Below are 19,233 nucleotides of genomic sequence, written 5' to 3'. Positions count from 1 at the left end.
CCTGGTCTCCAGGGCGGTGAACCGCCATGCCGGTTCCGGGCGCCGCGGCATGCGGTGCTGCTCCAGCCGGAAGGCCAGGAACTCCAGCCGCTCGTCGATGCCGACGGTCGCGGTCACCTCCAGCACCCCCGGGGCCGGGCAGTCGTCGAAGACCCGCCGCAGTACCGGGCGTGCGGTGCCGGGCCCGGGGCCGTGCAGCGAGCGCCTGCGGACCAGGGTGCGCACATCGTCGTAGACCTCCTCGGTGGCCAGCGCGGCGAGCTGGTCGCAGACCCGGTGCCCGCTGAGCACCTCCAGCAGCCGCACCGCGTAGTGGCGCGCCAGGGCGTTGTGCCCGGTACGGGTGGGCGCCGCGCCGCCGTGCCTGGCCCTGACCGCGCCGAGACTGTGCACCCGGCCGATCCTCACCCCGGTGGCCTTCGTGTCGACCATGCCAGTACCCCCTCGAATCGCGGTGGTGTGCCTGGGGCCAGTGGTACCGGCTGGCACTGACAGCGACAAGGCTCCCGCCGGGGCGCGGCAGCCCCCGCCGAAGTTCACCTATCCGGGTGAGCAAACCGGGCTGATCTGGGACGATGCCGGTGCCGACGACAGCGGGGCGATTACCCAGCGCAGTCAAACCCCACTCGATCGGTGACTCTCCGCAGCCACTCTCGGCCGCCGCCCGGCCGCTTATGCTTGACGCCGGTCCCACCCGTACCGTCATTCCCACAGTCATCCCCACCGTCGACCGGAGTGCCCCGATGCGCGTGTACGTCCCCACCACCCTGCACGCGCTGGCGCAGGCGCACGCCGACGGAGGCCTCGGACCGCTGCCGCTGCGCGCCTACGCGGTCACCCCGGCCCTGCGCGAGTGGTATCTCAGCGACGACATCGAGGAGCTGGAGTACGCCGCCCTGGTCCGCGCCGCCCAGTCCTCGCTGCGGCTGCTCGCGCTGGACGGCGCGGCCCCGCGCCGCCGGGTGGTGGTCGCCCTGGACGTCCCGGACCGGTCGGTCGCACTGCAGGTCGACGCCGAGCACGCGGATGCCGCCGCCCTCGGCGCGGTGACCCTGTCCGAGGCCCCGCCGCTGGCCAGGGCGGCCGCGGTGCACGCCGACGCGGACGATCCCGACGTCCGGGACTCCGTCGCGGCGGCGGCCGTCGCGGTGGCCGCGGCGGACGCCGGGGACGAGGACGCCCGGTTCACCGTGGACGGGGCCGAGGACCACGAACTGCTCTGGTTCGCGACCCAGGAGATCCCCGGCCTGCTCGCCTGACCGTCCCCCCGATGCCGGCTGACCAGCCCGTTCTCCCGCCTGTCGGCGGCGCCGGGTACGGTGCGGCCATGCGTGCACACATCGTCTGGGACTGGAACGGCACCCTCTTCGACGACGTCGAGGTGGTGGTGGCGGCGAGCAATGCCGCCTTCGCCGAGATCGATCTGGCCCCGCTCACCGTCCAGCAGTACCGCGAGCTGTACCGGGTGCCGGTGATCGGCTTCTACGAGCACGTGATGGGCCGGACCCCGACCGCGGAGGAATGGCTGCGGATGGACTCCCGCTTCCACCGCCACTACGAGGACCTTCGGGACGGCTGCGGACTGACCGACGGGGCGGCCGGAGCACTGTCCGGCTGGTCGGGATCGCAGTCGCTGCTGTCCATGTACGCCCACGCCGACCTGCTCCCGCTGGTGCGCCGGCTCGGTGTGGAGCAGCACTTCGTCCGCGTCGACGGCCGGATCAGCACCAGCGGCGTCAGCGGCAAGTCCGAGCACCTGGTCCGGCATCTCGCGGCGATATCGGTCGAGGGCATGGACCCGTCCCGAACGGTGCTCATCGGCGACGTGGTCGACGACGCGGTCGCGGCGGCCCATGTCGGCGCGCACGCGGTGCTCTTCAGTGGCGGCTCGCACGCCCGGTCGGAACTGGAACGGGTCGGAGTGCCGGTCGCCGACACCCTGGCCCAGGCCGTCGAATATGCCCGAGACCTGGTCAAATCGTGACAGCATAAGACGTATGGACGCTGTCACCCAGGTACCGCAGCCCGTGAACGAGCCGATCCACGGGTACGCCCCGGGCAGTCCGGAGCGGGCCAGGATCAGGTCCGGACTGGCGCGGCTCGCGGGGGAGTACGCCCAACTGTCCATGACGGTGGGCGGGGTGCAGCGGATGGGCGGCGGCGAGCGGACCGAGGTGGTCCAACCGCACCACCACGCGGCCAGGCTGGGCGTGCTCGGCAACGCCACCGACGACGACGTCCAACGCGCGGTCGACGCCGCGCTCAAGGCGGCGCCCGGCTGGCGGGAGCTTTCCTTCGACGACCGGGCCGCGGTCTTCCTCAGGGCGGCCGACCTGCTGGCCGGCCCCTGGCGGGAGACGGTGGCGGCGGCCACCATGCTGGGCCAGTCCAAGACGGTGCAGCAGGCGGAGATCGACGCGCCCTGCGAACTGGTCGACTTCTGGCGCTTCAACGTCCACTTCGCCCGGCAGATCCTGGAGGAGCAGCCGGTCAGCGGCCCAGGGGTGTGGAACCGCAGCGACCACCGGCCGCTGGAGGGCTTCGTCTGCGCGATCACCCCGTTCAACTTCACCGCCATCGCCGGGAATCTGCCCACCGCGCCGGCGCTGATGGGCAACACGGTGGTCTGGAAGCCGTCGCCCACGCAGACGCTGTCGGCCTGGTACACCATGCGGCTGCTGGAGGAGGCCGGGCTGCCGCCCGGTGTGGTCAACATGGTGACCGGCGACGGGCAGGCGCTGTCGCGGGTCGCGCTTCCGCACCGGGACCTGGCCGGGATCCACTTCACCGGCTCCACCCGCACCTTCCAGCAGTTGTGGCGGACCGTCGGCGCCAACATCTCCGGCTACCGCGGCTACCCCCGGCTGGTCGGCGAGACCGGCGGCAAGGACTTCGTGGTCGCGCACCCCAGCGCGGATCCGGCGGTGCTGCGCACCGCGCTGATCCGGGGGGCGTTCGAGTACCAGGGGCAGAAGTGCTCCGCGGCCTCCCGCGCCTACATCCCGCGCAGCCTGTGGCGGGTGATGAAGGACGACTTCCTGGCCGAGGTGCGCGGGCTGACCGCGGGCGACGTCACGGACTTCTCCAGCTTCATGGGCGCGCTGATCGACGCCCGCGCCTATGCGAAGAACAAGGAGGCCATCGACCGGGCGCGGCACGACCACAGCCTGGACATCGTGGCCGGCGGCCACTGCGACGACGCCATCGGATACTTCGTCAGCCCCACGGTGGTCATGTCCACCGATCCCCGCCATGAGATCTTCTCGACCGAGTACTTCGGGCCGGTCCTGGCGGTCCACGTCTACGAGGACGCCCGCTGGGAGCAGACCCTGGACCAGCTGGAGTCGGTCGCCCCCTACGCCCTCACCGGCGCGGTGATCGCCCGGGACCGGGCCGCGATCGCGACCGCCGCGCAGCGGCTGCGCTTCGCCGCGGGCAACTTCTACATCAACGACAAGCCCACCGGGGCGGTGGTCGGCCAGCAGCCCTTCGGCGGCGCGCGGGCCTCCGGCACCAACGACAAGGCGGGCTCGGCCCAGAACCTGCTGCGCTGGACCTCCACCCGGTCCGTCAAGGAGACCTTCGTCCCGCCCACCGACCACCGCTACCCGCACATGCTGTAGCGGCCTGCCGGGACGGGTTGGACAACTCGTACAGGAGGGACCAATGTTCCTGACGCAGTGCACCGTTCCGGCCCCTGACAGGGTCTCTTACCCCGGTTAGGCTCGCCGGGAAACCCTGCGGAAGGCGGGATTTCGCCGGGCGGTTCGCATCCTCATCCGGACATGCGGGAGGATACGGACAGACCCGGCGGGGTGCCCGTCCGACGCACACCACCGAGTCACGCAACGGCGCGCGACAGGAGCCAGATAGCCATGCAGACCCAGCTGGACGCGGCGAAGGCCGAACTGCTCAGCAAGGCGACAGCCCAGGGGGACTCCGGAACGGAGTTCGGCGACGGAGCCGGCGGCGCACTCGCCTCCTACCTGAAGCACTACTACCTGCACACCGCTCCCGAGGACCTGCTCGACCGGGACCCGGTCGACGTCTACGGTGCCGCGGCGTCGCACCACCGCCTGGCCGGGAGACGCCCGCAGGGCACCGCCGAGGTGCGGGTGTCCACCCCCTCGGTGGAGGAGAACGGCTGGTCCTGCGGCCACACCGTGGTCGAGATCGTCACCGACGACATGCCCTTCCTGGTCGACTCGGTGACCAATGAGCTGACCCGTCAGAATCGCGCCATCCATGTGGTGATCCACCCCCAGCTGCTGGTCCGCCGTGACATCACCGGCAAGCTGCTGGAGATCCTGGACACCGACGCCTGCAGCGCCGCCGACGCCGGGCAGCCGCAGGACGCGCAGGTCGAGTCCTGGATGCACGTCGAGATCGACCGGGAGACCGACCGCGAGGACCTGCGCGCCATCGAGGCCGACCTCCGCCGGGTGCTGGGCGACGTCCGCGAGGTCGTCGAGGACTGGGGCAAGATGCGCGACGGCGCGCTGCGCCTGGCCGACGAGCTGGGCACCGAGCCGCCCAAGGAGCTGCCCGCCCAGGAGGTGGAGGAGGCGCAGGAGCTGCTGCGCTGGCTCTCCGCCGACCACTTCACCTTCCTCGGCTACCGCGAGTACGACCTGGTGCAGGCCGAGGACGGCGAGGACCTGCTGCAGGCGGTGCCCGGCACCGGCCTCGGGGTGCTGCGCTCCGACCCGCGCGCCGACGTCCACGCCGCCGCCCGGCAGACGGCCGGAACGATGGCGTCCGCCTCCTTCAGCCGGCTCACCGCGCCGGCCCGGGCCAAGGCCCGGGAGAAGAAGCTGCTGGTGCTGACCAAGGCAAACAGCCGCTCCACCGTGCACCGCCCGTCCTACCTGGACTACGTCGGCGTCAAGAAGTTCGACGCACAGGGCAATGTGGTCGGCGAGCGCCGCTTCCTGGGCCTGCTGTCCGCCGCCGCCTACACCGAGTCGGTCAACCGCATCCCGGTGGTGCGCCGCAAGGTCCAGCGCGTGGTCGCCGAGTCCGGCTTCACCGTCGAGAGCCACGACGCCCGCGACCTGGTGCAGATCCTGGAGACCTACCCCCGCGACGAGCTGTTCCAGACCCCGGCCGACGAGCTGCTGTCGGTCGCGCTGAGCGTGCTCTACCTGCAGGAGCGCCGCAAGCTGCGGCTGTTCCTGCGCCAGGACGAGTACGGCCGCTACTTCTCCGCCCTGGTCTACCTGCCGCGCGACCGCTACACCACCCGGGTCCGGCTGCGGCTGATGGACCTGCTGATGAAGGAGCTCGGCGGCACCGCGATCGACTACACCGCCTGGAACACCGAGTCGGTGCTGGCCCGGCTGCACTTCGTGGTCCGGGTCGAGCCGGGCAGCGAGCTGCCCAAGCTCTCCGACTCCGACGTCGAGCGGCTGGAGGCCAAGCTCGCCGAGGCGGCCCGCTCCTGGATGGACGGCTTCGGCGAGGTGCTCACCCGCGAGTGCGGCGAGGAGCGCGCGGCCGAGTGCTCGCGCCGCTACGCCAACGCCTTCCCGGACGGCTACCGGGCCGACTTCACCCCGGCCACCGCCGTCGCCGACCTGCGCCAGCTGGAGTCGCTCACCGGCCCCACCGACTTCCGGCTGAACCTCTACCAGCCGGTGGACGCCGCCGAGGGCGAGCGCCGCTTCAAGATCTACTGGGTCGGCGGCTCGGTCTCGCTCAGCGACGTGCTGCCGGTGCTGCAGCGGCTGGGCGTCGAGGTGCTGGACGAGCACCCGTACGAGCTGCGCCGCAGCGACTCCACCGTCGCCTGGGTGTACGACTTCGGCCTGCGGCTGCCGGCGGATGTCGCCAGCTCGGTCAACGAGGACGCCAGGGACCGCTTCCAGGAGGCCTTCGCCGCCGCCTGGACCGGCCGCGCCGAGAACGACGGCTTCAACTCGCTGATCCTGCGCGCCGGTCTGACCTGGCGTCAGTCGGTGGTGCTGCGCGCCTACGCCAAGTACCTCAGGCAGGCCGGGTCCACCTTCTCCCAGGACTACGTCGAGGACGCGCTCACCAACAACGTCCACACCACCCGGCTGCTGGTGAACCTGTTCGAGGCCCGGCTGTCGCCGGCCCACCGCTCCGGCGGCGAGGAGCTCACCGACGGGATCATGGAGGAGCTGGACGGCGCCCTGGACCAGGTGGTCAGCCTGGACGAGGACCGCATCCTGCGCTCCTTCCTCTCGATGATCAAGGCCACCCTGCGGACCAACTTCTTCCAGCGCGACGCCGTCACGGGCGAGCCGCACTCCTATCTGTCGATGAAGTTCGACCCGCAGGCCATCCCCGACCTGCCGGCCCCGCGCCCGGCCTACGAGATCTGGGTCTACTCGCCGCAGGTCGAGGGCGTGCACCTGCGCTTCGGCAAGGTCGCCCGCGGCGGGCTGCGCTGGTCCGACCGCCGCGAGGACTTCCGCACCGAGGTGCTGGGCCTGGTCAAGGCGCAGATGGTGAAGAACACGGTGATCGTCCCGGTCGGCTCCAAGGGCGGCTTCGTCGCCAAGCAGCTGCCGGACCCGACGGTGGACCGGGCCGCCTGGATGGCCGAGGGCATCGCCTCCTACAAGACCTTCATCTGCGGTCTGCTGGACATCACCGACAACCTGGTCCCCGAGATCGGAGTGGTCCCGCCGAAGGACGTGGTGCGGCACGACGGCGACGACACCTACCTGGTGGTCGCCGCGGACAAGGGCACCGCGACCTTCTCCGACATCGCCAACGAGGTCGCCGAGTCCTACGGCTTCTGGCTCGGCGACGCCTTCGCCTCCGGCGGATCGGCCGGCTACGACCACAAGGGCATGGGCATCACCGCCCGCGGCGCCTGGGAGTCGGTCAAGCGGCACTTCCGCGAGCTGGGCCACGACACCCAGAGCGAGGACTTCACCGTCGTCGGGGTCGGCGACATGTCCGGGGACGTCTTCGGCAACGGCATGCTGCTCAGCGAGCACATCCGGCTGGTGGCGGCCTTCGACCACCGCCACATCTTCATCGACCCCGACCCGGCGGCGGCCGCCTCCTTCGCCGAGCGCAAGCGGCTGTTCGACCTGCCGCGCAGCTCCTGGGAGGACTACGACAAGTCGCTGATCTCGGCCGGCGGCGGGGTCTTCCCGCGCAGCGCCAAGTCCATCAACATCACCGCGCAGATGCGGGCCGCGCTCGGCATCGCGGACCGCGTCTCCCGGCTCACCCCGGCCGAGCTGATGAAGGCGATCCTGCTGGCCCCGGTCGACCTGCTGTGGAACGGCGGCATCGGCACCTACGTCAAGTCCTCCGCGGAGAACAACGCCGAGGTCGGGGACAAGGCCAATGACGCGATCCGGGTCGACGGCGCGGAGCTGCGGGTCAAGGTCCTCGGCGAGGGCGGCAACCTGGGCGCCACCCAGCTGGGCCGGATCGAGTTCGCGAGTGTCGGCGGCCCGGTCGGCGAGAACGGCGAGCGGACCGGGGGCGCGGTCAACACCGACGCCATCGACAACTCGGCCGGCGTGGACACCTCCGACCACGAGGTGAACATCAAGATCCTGCTCAACCGGGTGGTCACCGACGGCGACCTGACGGTCAAGCAGCGCAACGGCCTGCTCGCGGAGATGACCGACGAGGTCGGGGCGCACGTCCTGGAGAACAACTACGCGCAGAACGTGGCCCTGGCCAACGCCCTGGCGCAGGCGCCGAGCATGCTCGACGTGCACTCCCGGATGATGCGCAGGCTGGTCGCCGACGGGCACCTCAACCGGGCGCTGGAGTTCCTGCCCAACGGCTCGCAGATCCGCGAGCGGGCCGCGGCCGGACGCGGGCTCACCCAGCCCGAGCTGTCGGTGCTGCTCGCCTACACCAAGATCACCCTGGCCGACGAGATCCTGGCCTCGGACCTGCCGGAGGACCCCTACCTCCAGGGCAAGCTGCACCGCTACTTCCCGCCGCAGCTGCAGCAGCGCTTCGGCGACCAGATCGACGCCCATGCGCTGCGCCGGGAGATCATCACCACGGTGCTGGTCAACGAGACCGTCAACCGCGGCGGCTGCACCTTCGCCTTCCGGCTGAAGGAGGAGACCGGGGCGACGTACGAGGAGATCGTGCGCTCGCACACGGCGGCGCGGGCGATCTTCGACCTCAAGGGCATCTGGGCGCAGATCGAGGGCCTGGACAACCGGGTCCCGGCCGCGGTGCAGACCCGGATGCGGCTGCACAGCCGCCGCCTGGTGGAGCGGGCCACCCGCTGGCTGCTCAACAACCGCCGCCAGCCGCTGGACATCGCCGGCGCCATCGAGATGTTCCGCGAGCGCTGCAACCAGGTCTGGACGCTGCTGCCGGAGCTGCTGCGGGGTTCGGACCGCGAGTGGTTCGACCATGTGTACGGGGAGCTGGCCGAGGCCGGGGTCCCGGCCGAGCTGGCGGTCCGGGTCGCCGGGCTGTCCTCGGTCTTCCCGACCCTGGACATCGTGGAGACCGCCGACCGCACCGGGCAGGACGTCCACACCGTCGCCGAGGTGTACTACGACCTCGCCGACGCGCTGCAGATCAGCGACCTGCTGGACCGGATCATCGAACTGCCCCGCGGCGACCGCTGGCAGTCGATGGCCCGGGCCGCGATCAGGGAGGACCTGTTCGCCGCGCACGCCGCGCTCACCGCGGACCTGCTGGGCCACGGCGAGCCGGGCTCGACCCCGGCGCAGCGCTACGAGGCCTGGGCGCAGACCAACTCCACCCTGGTCAACCGGGCCCGCGCGACGCTGGACGACATAAGGAGTGCGGAGGCGTACGACCTGGCCAACCTGAGCGTGGCGATGCGGGTGATCCGCACCCTGCTGAAGAGCGGCTCCATGCGCTGACCGGCCGTCACGACGCCCCGTCACGACGCCCTGTCACGACGCCCTGTCACGACGCCCCGTCACAACGCCGCAGGGCGGCTCCCCCGGCCGGGGGAGCCGCCCTGCGGCGTTGTGCCCGCTCGCTCGGTTCAGCCGAGGTCGGTTCCGGCAGCCCGGGCGGAGTCCGCCGTCACCCGGCCGGAGGCCTCCGCCGTCGACCGGGGGGAGAGCGGTGCGGTTCTCCCGGTGCGCGGGGAGCGCAGCACCGCGCGCACCGCGAAGACCACCGCGACGCCCAGGGACGCCCAGGCGGCCAGGCCGAACTGGACCTGCTCGTGGGTCCACACGATGGCCGTGGCGACGTCCCAGGTGCCCTTCGACCAGGCGTCGTAGAGCTGGAACAGGAACGCACCGCCGACCAGGCTGTACAGCAGCCCGGTCCAGGCCTCCGCGACGAAGAGACCCGCGACGGCCCACGAGAGGTACTGGGTGCCGGTGGCGGTGCTCAGCAGCAGCAGACAGGCCAGTGAGATGCCCACGGCCGGGCCGAGTGCGTCCCTGCGCCGCCAGACCAGGAGCATGCCGAGCAGCGCGGACGCGGCGACGACCGGGGTGCGCAGGTGGTCCAGCAGCGGATGCAGGTCCGCCCTCTTCATCCCGAGGTCGCTCAGCAGCTGGGCCAGGCCCCACTGGGGCGCACTCCAGCCGTTGTAGCCGAGGACGTTCGTGCGGAGCTGGGGCCAGTGACCGATCGCGGCCGGGCCCCAGATCACTACGAGCGTGACGGCCAGCCCCCCGAGGAACATCAGCAGCGTGCGGCGGCTGTGCAGCAGCGCCCACAGCAGCAGCACCGGGAGTGCGACCAGCGGGACCACCTTGATGCTCACGGCCAGCGCGAAGGCGATCCCGGCGGGCAGCGGGAGCCGACGTTCGGTCAGCAGCCACACCGAGAGCAGGAGGAACAGGATGAAGACCGGGTCGGTGTTGCCGTGAAATCCCGAAATGATGACCAGGACCGGGCTGCAGGCGGTTCCGATCCCCGCCCACATCGCCTGACGCGTGCTCTTCCGCCACGCGCGGACCAGCGAGAAGACGAGCAGGCTGGTGAACACGTCGGCCACGCTCGCCGGGATCCTGATCAGGAGCGCGAAGGGGACGCCGTGCCGGCTGATGTGCCACAGCAGCCAGAGCAGGTCCCCGGTCAGCGGCGGGTGGTTGTAGAGGTCCACGGCCGGGTGCGGCACGCCGTAGATCCCCACCGGGCCGACCTTGCCGATGACTCGGGCGAACTGGGTGAAGGTGCTGACGTCCTGGGTGCCGTGCGTGGTCGCCGCCAGCCAGATCTTCAGTGCGAGGACCGCCAGGGCTGCCCCCAGCACGACCAGGCGGGCGCGCCGGACCGGGTCCCGGGGTGTCAGTTGCGAGAGCGACGGCATGGTCAGGCGTTGCCCGTCCCGGCGGCCCGGGCCGACTGCTGCAGCAGCAGCTCCTCGACGTGGTCCCCGTCGCCCACGGTGAGGATGCGCTCGGCGTGCGGGGCGAGCCGCGCGACGAGCTGGTAGCCGAAGAGGGTCGGCCGGGTTTTCACCAGGGCCTTGGAGATCCCGCCGGCGACCTTGGTGACCGCGCTGCCCTCGCCCGCGAAATTGACGAAGGGTGAGCCGGTGAAGCTGAGTCCGACCAGGTCGTAGCCGGCGTCGCGGACGACGCGGCGCAGGCTGGCGCGGGTGTAGAAGCGCAGGTGGGTCTCGTCGAGGATGCCGCGGCGGTCGTAGCCGAAGCCGCCGAGGGCCACTCGGCCGCGGGAGTACCAGTGCCCGAAGTTGGGCACGGAGAGCAGCAGTTGCCCGCCGGGCCGCAGCACCGCGCGGATCTCCTCCAGCACCCGCTCGGGACGGTGCAGGTGCTCGATCACGTCACCCGCCACGACCAGGTCGTAGCCGTTGCCCACCTCGTTCGGGAGACCGTTGTTGAGGTCCGCGAGCAGGAAGCGGTCGGTGCGCTCGCGTACGCCCTCCACCTCGATGTAGTCCACGCCGGTGACCTCGTGGCCCAGGGCGCGGACCCGTTCGGCGAACAGGCCGCCCGAGCAGCCCAGGTCCAGGACCTTGGACGGCGGCAGGTCCCGCAGCAGGTCGAGGATGGCCGCGTGGGAGGAGCCGTCGCCCTCCTTGAACGCGTACTCGTCGGGCTTGGGGATCCAGGGACAGGTGCCGAAGCCCTTCTGGGCGAGCCGGTACTCCAGGACGTCCTTCACCACGTCCTTGGCGTACTTGACCCCGTTGACGTAGCAGATCTCGTCGCCGTAGTAGGTCGGGATCGGGATCTCCACGATCTTCTTCCCGGCGTCGACCAGTTGGACGATGATCTGGGTGTCGAAGTCGAAGGCGTCGGTGTTGCGCTCGATCGGGATCTCGGCGAGCGCGGACACGCGGTAGGCGCGGTATCCCGAGTGGAACTCCGTGAGCCGGGTCTTCAGCAGGCCGTTCTCGATCCTGGTCAGCACGCGGTTGCCCAGGTACTTGTAGGCCGGCATGCCGCCGCGACGGGCGCCGCCGTCCACCATCATGCGCGAGCCGAAGACCGCGTCCGCCTCGCCGGACTCGATCGGCGCGACCATGTCGGCGAGCCGCTCGGGCGCGTACTGGCCGTCGCCGTGGAGCATGACCACGATGTCGAGACCGCGTTCCATGGCGAGCCGGTAGCCGGCCTTCTGGTTGCCGCCGTAGCCGAGGTTCTTGGTGTGCCGCATGACGACGGTGGGTGGGGCGTCCTCTTGCTGGGACCAGCGCCAGCCGGCCAGGAAAGTCGTGTCATGGCTGGCATCGTCCATGATCAGGATTTCGGTGATGCGCGGCCGGAAGTCCGCCGGAATGCGACTGAGGGTCTTCTCCAGCGTTGCCTCGGCGTTGTATGCGACGACGAGGACACCGATTCGGGGCGATTTGATCGGACTGGGTGACACGGTGCTCTCCGCTCGAGGTGCCGTAGTGATCCACTTCGGCTGTCGTTTGACGGTGTGACGAAGCTTTCGGTTCCACCGGTTGCGCGATCATTTGATCGAATCCGCTGGAGATGTGCAGGAGGATGACTGGAACGGTGCATTCTTGGGCCGGCCGACTCGCAGCCGTGGACAGAACAACCTGCTGAGCGCGTAGTGTTGAGACACTATGCGGCGGGTGTGTCGGCTGCAACACGGGCTGGATACTATACGGACCGCAATACAGCTGGATACCGGTCAAGGATTTCCACCGTAGTCGGTCAATTCCGGCCGACCAGTCCGGTGCCGGACCCTTGGCGCAAATCGGTCAGCCGTCCGCACAGCACCCGAGAGGCTGAACCGTGCCCGAACTTGACTCCAGCTCCAGAGCGCGTGCCCTGCGCGTGATCATTCGCCGACTTCCTCCCGGCACCATCCCGGTGGGCGGCGGCGTCTGCGCGCTGGCGCTGGCCTCGTATGTTTACCTGGCTATTGCCGGACGGACGCTTTCCGTTGACGCAATGGCCGGCCTGTCGGTGCTGTGGTCGCTGGCCTTCTCCGTGGGCACCGGACTCTTCCTGCCGCTGGAACAGGAGTTGACCCGGGTGGTGGCGGCCCGGCGGGCCCGCGGCGAGGGCGTCAAGCCGTTGGCACTGCGCGGGGTAAGAATTTCGGCGAGTCTGCTGCTGCTCTGCCTGGCGGGGCTCGGCCTCTTCTCCGGGCCGCTGGCCCGGCTGCTGTTCCGCGGCGACCGGTCGCTGGTCTGGGCGCTGGGCGCGGCGCTCGCCGGTCTCTCGGTGGTGCACATCACCCGCGGCCTGCTGGCCGGTTCCGGACACTTCCGGGCGTACGGCGCGCAGTTGGGCATCGACTCAGTCCTTCGGGTGATCCTGGCCCTGGTCCTGAGCCTGGCCGGGCTCACCTCGCCGCTCCCGTTCGCGCTGCTGCTCAGCCTGGCGCCGCTGGCCTCGGTGGCCGCGGGGATCGCCACGACGCTGCGCACCGCGCGGCCCGGTCCGCCGGCCCGGCCCACGGAACTGCGCAAGGGCCTGGCGCCGCTGACCTTCTCCACGCTGCTGGGCCAGGTGCTGCCGAACGCCCCGGTGGTCCTCGCCGAACTGATGACCGCCGCGTCGATGAAGGGCTCGGGATCGTCGCTGACGGCCGCACTGCTCAGTGCCATGATCATCGTCCGGCTGCCGATCTTCGCGGTGGCCTCGGTGCAGCCCTCGGTGCTCAGTGTGCTCAGCCGCGCGTACGCGCTGGGGAACCGGGCCTCCTTCCGGCGCCAGCTGCTCGGGGCGACCGCCGGTGCGATCCTGCTCGGGGCCGCCGGGCTGCTGCTCAGCGGCGGTCTGGGGCCCTGGCTCGCGACGACGCTGTTCCACACCCCGAGGGTGCTCGGGAACGCGGACTTCGCCGTGCTCGCCCTCGGGACCGCCGGACTGCTGCTGGCGCTGATCCTCAGTCAGGGCCAGCTGGCCATGAACCGGCAGACGGCCCAGGGCGTCGCCTGGGCCGTCGGCGCCGCGGTCTTCGTCGCCCTCGCCCTGCTGCCGGGGTCCGTGATGGAGCGGCTGGAGGCCAGTTACGCCGGCGGATGCTGGGCCGTGGCGCTGGTGCTGGCCCTGGGAATCGTCCGCCACCTGCGACGACAGCCGGTTTGGACGCCCGCCGCGGTGTCGGTCGCGGAGGCCGGGACGGTCACTGTCTGACACCGATACCGGATCGGTATGCGTTCGGGACTCGAAGGCTGCGCGATCTATTGGCGTGGCTCTCCCTGCAAGTTATGGTCCAGTTCTTGCTCCGTCGAAGAGTTCTGCCAGCAAAGAGATTCAGCACCTCGGGATATGACACTGCAGTCGACTTCCCTCTAGGAGGCTTGTCCTATGCACACCCAAGTCGGTCGGGGTGGGGGGTGGCGCCGGCAGCTCCTGGCCGCGGGCGCGGTCACCTCCCTGGCGCTGCTCGCGGCCTGTTCCAACGGCTCGTCGTCGTCCGGCGGCTCCAAGACCACGGGGGCGGCTCCGACCCTCACCGGGGACTGCGCCCAGTACCAGGCGTACGCCGGGCACTCGGGCACCAAGGTCACCATGTTCGCGTCCATCCTCAGCCCCGAGTCCGACTCGCTCCAGTCCTCCTGGAAGCAGTTCAGCACCTGCACCGGCATCACCATCTCGTACGAGGGCTCCAACGACTTCGAGTCCCAGCTGCCGGTCCGGGTCAACGGCGGCAACGCGCCCGACCTGGCGGTGATCCCGCAGCCGGGTCTGCTGGCCCAGATGGTGAAGACCGGCAAGGTGGTCAAGCCGCCGGCGGAGACCGTCACCAACGAGGCCAAGTGGGCGCCGATCTGGAAGACCTACGGGTCGGTCAACGGCACCTTCTACGCGGCGCCGATGAGCGCCAACATCAAGTCGCTGGTCTGGTACTCGCCCAAGGCGTTCTCGGCCGCCGGCTACAAGGTGCCGACCACCTGGGCCGACCTGATGTCGCTCAGCAGCACCATCGCCAAGGCCGGGAAGAACAAGCCGTGGTGCGGCGGCCTGGGCTCCGGCACGGCGACGGGCTGGCCGGCCACCGACTGGCTGGAGGAGATCGTCCTCGGCAAGTACGGCGGCGACGTCTACGACCAGTGGGTCAACCACACCGTCAAGTTCAGCGACCCGAAGATCATCGCGGCGATGAACGTCCTGCAGGGCTGGATGCACAACCCGGACTGGGTGAACGGCGGCTTCGGCGGGGTGAGCACCATCGCCTCCACCACCTTCCAGGACGCGGGCGGCCCCATCCTCAAGGGCAAGTGCTCCATGCTGCAGCAGGCGTCGTTCTACGAGGCGCAGTGGCCCAAGGGCACCAAGGTCGGCCCGTCCGGCGACATCTGGGCCTTCAAGCTGCCGGCCGCGGACCCGTCCGTGAGCGACCCGGTCGAGGGCGGCGGCGAGTTCGTGGCCGCGTTCTCGGACCGGCCCGAGGTGCAGGCGGTGCAGAACTACCTCTCCACCGCGGCCTGGGCCACCAGCAGGATCAAGGTCGCGCCCGGCTGGGTCTCGGCGAACCAGGGGGTGGACCCGGCCGTCTACACCGACCCGGTCGACCAGTTGTCGGCGAAGTACCTGACGGACCCGACGGCGACCTTCCGCTTCGACGCGTCCGACCTGATGCCGGCGGCGATCGGCTCCGGGAAGGAGTGGACCGAGTTCACGGCTTGGTTCTCGAACAACCAGTCGGTGGCGAAGACCGCGGCCAACATCGACGCGGCCTGGCCCCAGTAGCCACCTGGGCGCGGGGAACTGTGCGGGAGGGGCTCCACCTTCGTTTCGCGCACTCTGTTGAAAAGACAGAGCCCCGCGCCCCTGGGGTTGTGCATGGTCGATCCGACAATGAAGGAGCGCCGCTTCGATGTGGGCTGATGCGCTGACCAAGTTCGGCAATGCGGCTGGTGCCGTCGTGGTGTTCGTCGCCGTGCTGCTGCTGATCTTCTTCGCCGCCGGGCGCGCCACCGGCCGGGTGTCCAAACCGCTCGCGGTGACGATCTTCCTCGGCCCCGCGCTGCTGCTGCTGGCGGTGGGACTGATCGTCCCGGCCATCCGGACGATCACTCTCAGCTTCTACAACGACGACTCCAGCAAGTTCCTCGGCGGTTCCAACTACACCTGGGTCTTCACCAGCAGCGGGGAGCAGCAGATTCTGCTCAACACGCTGCTGTGGATCATCGTGGCCCCGGTCGTCACCACCGTGCTAGGGCTGGTCCTGGCGCTGCTGGTGGACCGGCTGAAGCACCAGGGGCTCTACAAGGCCTTCATCTTCATGCCGATGGCGATCTCGTTCGTCGGTGCGAGCATCATCTGGAAGTTCGTCTACAACTACCGGGACCCCTCGCAGCCGCAGATCGGGCTGCTCAGCCAGATCTGCCTCTGGCTGGGCTGGCACAACCCGCCCAACTGGATCCTCTCGCACCCGCTCAACAACTTCCTGCTGATGGTGATCATGGTCTGGGTGCAGACCGGGTTCGCCATGGTGGTGCTCTCGGCGGCGATCAAGGCCATCCCGGACGAGATCACCGAGGCGGCGGTGCTGGACGGGGCGCGGGGCTGGCGGCTGTTCCAGTACGTGACCATTCCGATGATCCGCAACACCCTGGTCGTGGTGCTGACCACCGTCATGATCACCACGCTCAAGCTGTTCGACATCATCCGGACCATGACCGGCGGCAACTTCGGCACCCAGGTGCTGGCCAACGAGATGTACTCGCAGTCCTTCACCGAGTTCAACACGGGCCGGGGCAGCGCCCTCGCGGTGATCCTCTTCGTCGCGGTGCTGCCCCTGGTGGGCTACAACATCGTCCAGCTGCGCAGGGAGCGTGCGACCCGATGAGCGAAGAGACCGTCGAAGCTTCGGCGGCGGCCGACGCCGCGCCCGTGGTCCCCGCCGGGGGCCAGGCCGGGGCCAAGGCCGTGCGCCGGGCGTTCAGCAGCCCGATCGCCTCGTTCCTGGTGATCCTGCTCACCGTGCTGTGGACCGTTCCCACCCTGGGTCTGCTGGCCACCTCGCTGCGTCCGGAGAGCGATGTGGCGCAGACCGGGTGGTGGACCTTCTTCGCCCACCCCGGCATCACCCTGTCCAACTACCACGACGTGCTGTTCAACGGCGGCTTCGGGGTGCAGAACGGGCTGATGCCCTATCTGATCAACTCGCTGGCGATCACCGTCCCGGCGACGATCTTCCCGCTGGCGCTGGCCTCGATGGCCGCCTACGCGCTGGCCTGGGTGCGGTTCAGGGGCAGCGACGTCATCTTCTTCCTGATCTTCGCGCTGCAGGTGGTGCCGCTGCAGATGGCCCTGGTGCCGCTGCTGCAGCTGTACTCGGGAGGCGCGCACATCGGCAGCGCTACCATCTTCCCGAGCCTGGGGCTCGGCGGAACCTACGCCCCGGTGTGGATCTCGCACACCATGTTCGCGCTGCCGCTGGCGGTGTTCCTGCTGCACAACTTCATCGCCCAGCTGCCCAGGGACCTGATCGAGGCGGCCCGGGTGGACGGCGCCAGCCACTTCCGGGTGTTCCGCTCGGTCGTGCTGCCGCTCGCCACTCCGGCGCTGGCCTCGTTCGCGATCTTCCAGTTCCTCTGGGTCTGGAACGACCTGCTGGTCGCCCTCACCTTCGCCGGAGGCACCCCCGAGGTGGCGCCGCTGACGGTCCGGCTGGCCCAGCTGTCCGGCTCCTTCGGGGACCACTGGGAGATCCTGACGGCGGGCGCGTTCATCTCCATCATCATTCCGCTGGCCGTCTTCTTCGGCCTGCAGCGGTACTTCGTCCGAGGACTCCTGGCCGGAAGCGTCAAGGGCTAGGCCAGGGCTGGGCCCGAACGGTCTGCAACCGGCCCAGTTGCACCTGCTGAGGGGCGCGGGGAACTGCGCGCCCGGCCACCTATGGTCCGCAGTCGAAGATCCGCGCCTCAGAGCAGCGGGGCCGCCGGCCCCGCTCCTGCGGTGTCCGCGGCCCGCTGCAGGGCGCTGGCCAGCAGCGCCAGGTCGGTCGGGCCGTTGCCGAGCTCGCGGACCGGGCGGCGGGCCGGCGGGTCCCCCATGGCGGCCCAGTCGATCGGCGCCACGGTGGGGCGCAGCGTGGCGGTACGGGGGATCCGGCCGCTGACCCTGGCGCTCTGAAAGGCCGTCACCCCGCCGTCGGTGTAGCGGATCCAGCCGCGCCCGGGACGGTCCTCCGGGACGCCCGCGGCGTCGTCCACATGGATCAGCAGCGAGGACAGCCGGGCGTCCTCGGTGCGCAGTGCGATCCGCAGGTGGGCGGCCTCGTCGAGGTCGGTGCCGCTGCTGCGGTCGGGGCGGCCGGTGGCCACGGCGAGGTGCACCCCCAGCCGCAGCCCGCGGACCGCGACCGCGTCGAGCGCCGCGGCCAGCGCCGCCCGCTCGCGGCCCGGCAGCAGCAGTTCGTCGTGGTCGTCCACGACGACCAGCAGATGGGCGGGCGGGGCGGTGTCGACGGCCACGCGCGCGGGGGCGGGCGGGGCCGCCGGGGGCGCGCCGTGCGGGTAGTCGTCGGCGGCCCGGCGCGGGGGCGCGAGCCTGGCGAGTGCGCGCTCGGCGTGCCAGGAGGCGAAGGAGCGGCCCTGCAGCAGCAGTTCGCGCCGGTCCAGCTCGGCCAGCAGGCTCTGGGCCGCCTGCAGCAGCCGCAGCGGGTCCGAGCCGTCCACATGGTCGGTGACATGCGGCAGCTCGGTGCAGGGCAGCAGCCCGTCGGCCGGGTCGTGCGGCGGGCGGCCCTCGATCAGCAGTACGCCGAGGCGGTCGGGCCGCTCGGCGACCGAGAGCGAGGCCAGCAGGGTGCGCAGCAGTTCGGTGCGTCCGGAGCCGGGGGCGCCGCCGATCAGCAGGTGGCTGGCCAGGTCCAGCCCGCAGGCGCCGTCGCGGTCCGCGCCGACCAGCGCTCCGGGCAGGGCGCCCGAGGCGACCTGCAGCTCCTCCCAGCGGCTGGCCAGTTTGGCCGGGGTGACCGTATCGAGTCCGAGCAGGTCCAGCAGCCTGGGGGCGTCGGGCAGGGCGCCGCGCCCCGGCCTGCGGTTGCCGTCCGGCTCGCGCAGCGGCGCCAGCGCGCGGGCCAGCCGCTCGGCCCAGGCGGGCGAGACCGCGTCCAGGGCGATCCCGTCCACCAGCTCCAGCGGCGGGGCGGCCCGGTGCTGGCCGCCGGACACCGGGCCCGCGTCCTCGACCGGGCGTTCCAGCGTGAGCAGCGTGTCGACCTCGCCGCCGATCGCGGCGGTGGCACCGCAGCCGTGCGGCAGCAGGTCGGGCCGTTCGGCCAGGGCGAGCACATGGACGCCCTGGGCCGGGCCGTGCGCCAGCAGGCTGTCCAGTGCGGCCCTGGCCTGGGTGCTGCCCGGGTCGCCGTCGACCACCAGGACGGTGAGCGCGCAGCCCCGGGGGGCGCTGCCGCCCGCGGCGCCCAGCTCGGCCAGCCGGGCCAGGGCCTGCTCGGGGTCCAGCGCGGTGAGCAGCCGGCAGGGCTGCCCCCGCAGCGGGCGCAGCTGCGGCAGCCAGAACGCCCAGGACCAGTCCTGGGCGCGCAGCTCGGCGGGGCGCGCCGGGTCGGCGGAGACCAGCACCAGCTCCAGCGCGCCGGGGCCGTGCAGCACCGCGAGCTGGGCGACCAGGGCCCTGGCCAGCCCGGCCAGCCGGGGTTGCGGGCCGCTCAGGCCCAGGCTGCCGACGGTGCGCAGGTCCAGGGTGACCGGTGCGGCGTGGGGTCCGGCGCTGCCCAGCCGCAGCGCCAGGGTGTCCGGGTGGTCGGGGCCGCGCTCCCAGAGCCTGGGGCCGGGGCCCAGCGCGGTGTGCAGCAGTTCGGCGGGGTCGGGCCAGCGGGCGGCGTCGGCGGGGCGCACGGTCCGGGCCGGGGCCAGTCGCAGGC

The 19,233-nt window shown here is 71.1% G+C and carries 12 protein-coding genes; 8 read left to right on the top strand and 4 right to left on the bottom strand.

Features of this window, described 5'->3' with window-relative positions; genetic code table 11:
• Positions 1-432: Rv3235 family protein (locus TR46_RS42775; protein ID WP_052433279.1), on the bottom strand; the 432-nt coding region annotated here is incomplete at its 3' end.
• A 311-nt stretch (positions 433-743) separates the two neighbouring features.
• Here TR46_RS42775 and TR46_RS32180 point away from each other — a divergent pair.
• The 4 genes from TR46_RS32180 (at position 744) to TR46_RS32165 (ending at position 8,852) form a co-directional block, all read left to right on the top strand.
• Positions 744-1,259, top strand: coding sequence for a DUF6912 family protein (locus TR46_RS32180; RefSeq protein WP_042408894.1), 516 nt, complete (start codon positions 744-746; stop codon positions 1,257-1,259).
• 68 nt (positions 1,260-1,327) lie between these two features.
• Positions 1,328-1,984 (top strand): HAD family hydrolase, encoded by a 657-nt coding sequence (locus TR46_RS32175; RefSeq protein WP_042408928.1) that lies wholly within the window; start codon positions 1,328-1,330, stop codon positions 1,982-1,984.
• Positions 1,985-1,997: 13 nt separating this feature from the next.
• Positions 1,998-3,623, top strand: coding sequence for an L-glutamate gamma-semialdehyde dehydrogenase (pruA, locus tag TR46_RS32170; RefSeq protein ID WP_042408891.1), 1,626 nt, complete (start codon positions 1,998-2,000; stop codon positions 3,621-3,623).
• 252 nt (positions 3,624-3,875) lie between these two features.
• Entirely contained in the window at positions 3,876-8,852 is a 4,977-nt protein-coding gene (locus TR46_RS32165) for an NAD-glutamate dehydrogenase (protein WP_042408888.1), read from the top strand.
• Positions 8,853-8,980: 128 nt separating this feature from the next.
• Here the strand turns inward: TR46_RS32165 and TR46_RS32160 are convergent, their stop codons facing one another.
• Both TR46_RS32160 and TR46_RS32155 read right to left on the bottom strand, forming a co-directional pair.
• Complete coding sequence (locus TR46_RS32160; RefSeq protein WP_052433278.1) at positions 8,981-10,267, bottom strand: glycosyltransferase 87 family protein; 1,287 nt, start codon at positions 10,265-10,267, stop codon at positions 8,981-8,983.
• A 2-nt stretch (positions 10,268-10,269) separates the two neighbouring features.
• A complete protein-coding gene (locus TR46_RS32155; RefSeq protein ID WP_042408884.1) occupies positions 10,270-11,796 on the bottom strand; it encodes a bifunctional glycosyltransferase/class I SAM-dependent methyltransferase in 1,527 nt (508 codons plus the stop codon).
• Between the two features lie 377 nt (positions 11,797-12,173).
• Here TR46_RS32155 and TR46_RS32150 point away from each other — a divergent pair, with 377 nt between their 5' ends.
• The 4 genes from TR46_RS32150 (at position 12,174) to TR46_RS32135 (ending at position 17,159) form a co-directional block, all read left to right on the top strand.
• The gene (locus tag TR46_RS32150) at positions 12,174-13,526 is read left to right on the top strand and encodes a polysaccharide biosynthesis protein (RefSeq protein ID WP_161790240.1); all 1,353 of its coding nucleotides are present in this window, start codon (positions 12,174-12,176) and stop codon (positions 13,524-13,526) included.
• A 174-nt stretch (positions 13,527-13,700) separates the two neighbouring features.
• Positions 13,701-15,086: an ABC transporter substrate-binding protein gene (locus TR46_RS32145; protein ID WP_042408881.1), complete on the top strand. Its 1,386-nt coding sequence runs from the start codon at positions 13,701-13,703 to the stop codon at positions 15,084-15,086.
• 127 nt (positions 15,087-15,213) lie between these two features.
• A complete protein-coding gene (locus TR46_RS32140) occupies positions 15,214-16,188 on the top strand; it encodes a carbohydrate ABC transporter permease (protein ID WP_042408878.1) in 975 nt (324 codons plus the stop codon).
• Positions 16,185-17,159 (top strand): carbohydrate ABC transporter permease, encoded by a 975-nt coding sequence (locus TR46_RS32135; protein ID WP_084719125.1) that lies wholly within the window; start codon positions 16,185-16,187, stop codon positions 17,157-17,159. The genes TR46_RS32140 and TR46_RS32135 overlap by 4 nt, the downstream gene beginning before the upstream one ends.
• A gap of 107 nt (positions 17,160-17,266) precedes the next feature.
• On the opposite strand, the gene TR46_RS32130 is transcribed toward TR46_RS32135, so the two are convergent.
• Positions 17,267-19,233: FtsK/SpoIIIE domain-containing protein (locus TR46_RS32130; protein WP_042408875.1), on the bottom strand; the 1,967-nt coding region annotated here is incomplete at its 5' end.

Origin of the sequence: Streptacidiphilus carbonis (assembly GCF_000787775.1) — a bacterium.
In the GTDB taxonomy this organism is placed as follows: domain Bacteria; phylum Actinomycetota; class Actinomycetes; order Streptomycetales; family Streptomycetaceae; genus Streptacidiphilus; species Streptacidiphilus carbonis.
The sequence above is the reverse complement of the archived record's forward strand: the minus strand, read 5'-3'. Positions and strand labels throughout refer to the sequence as shown.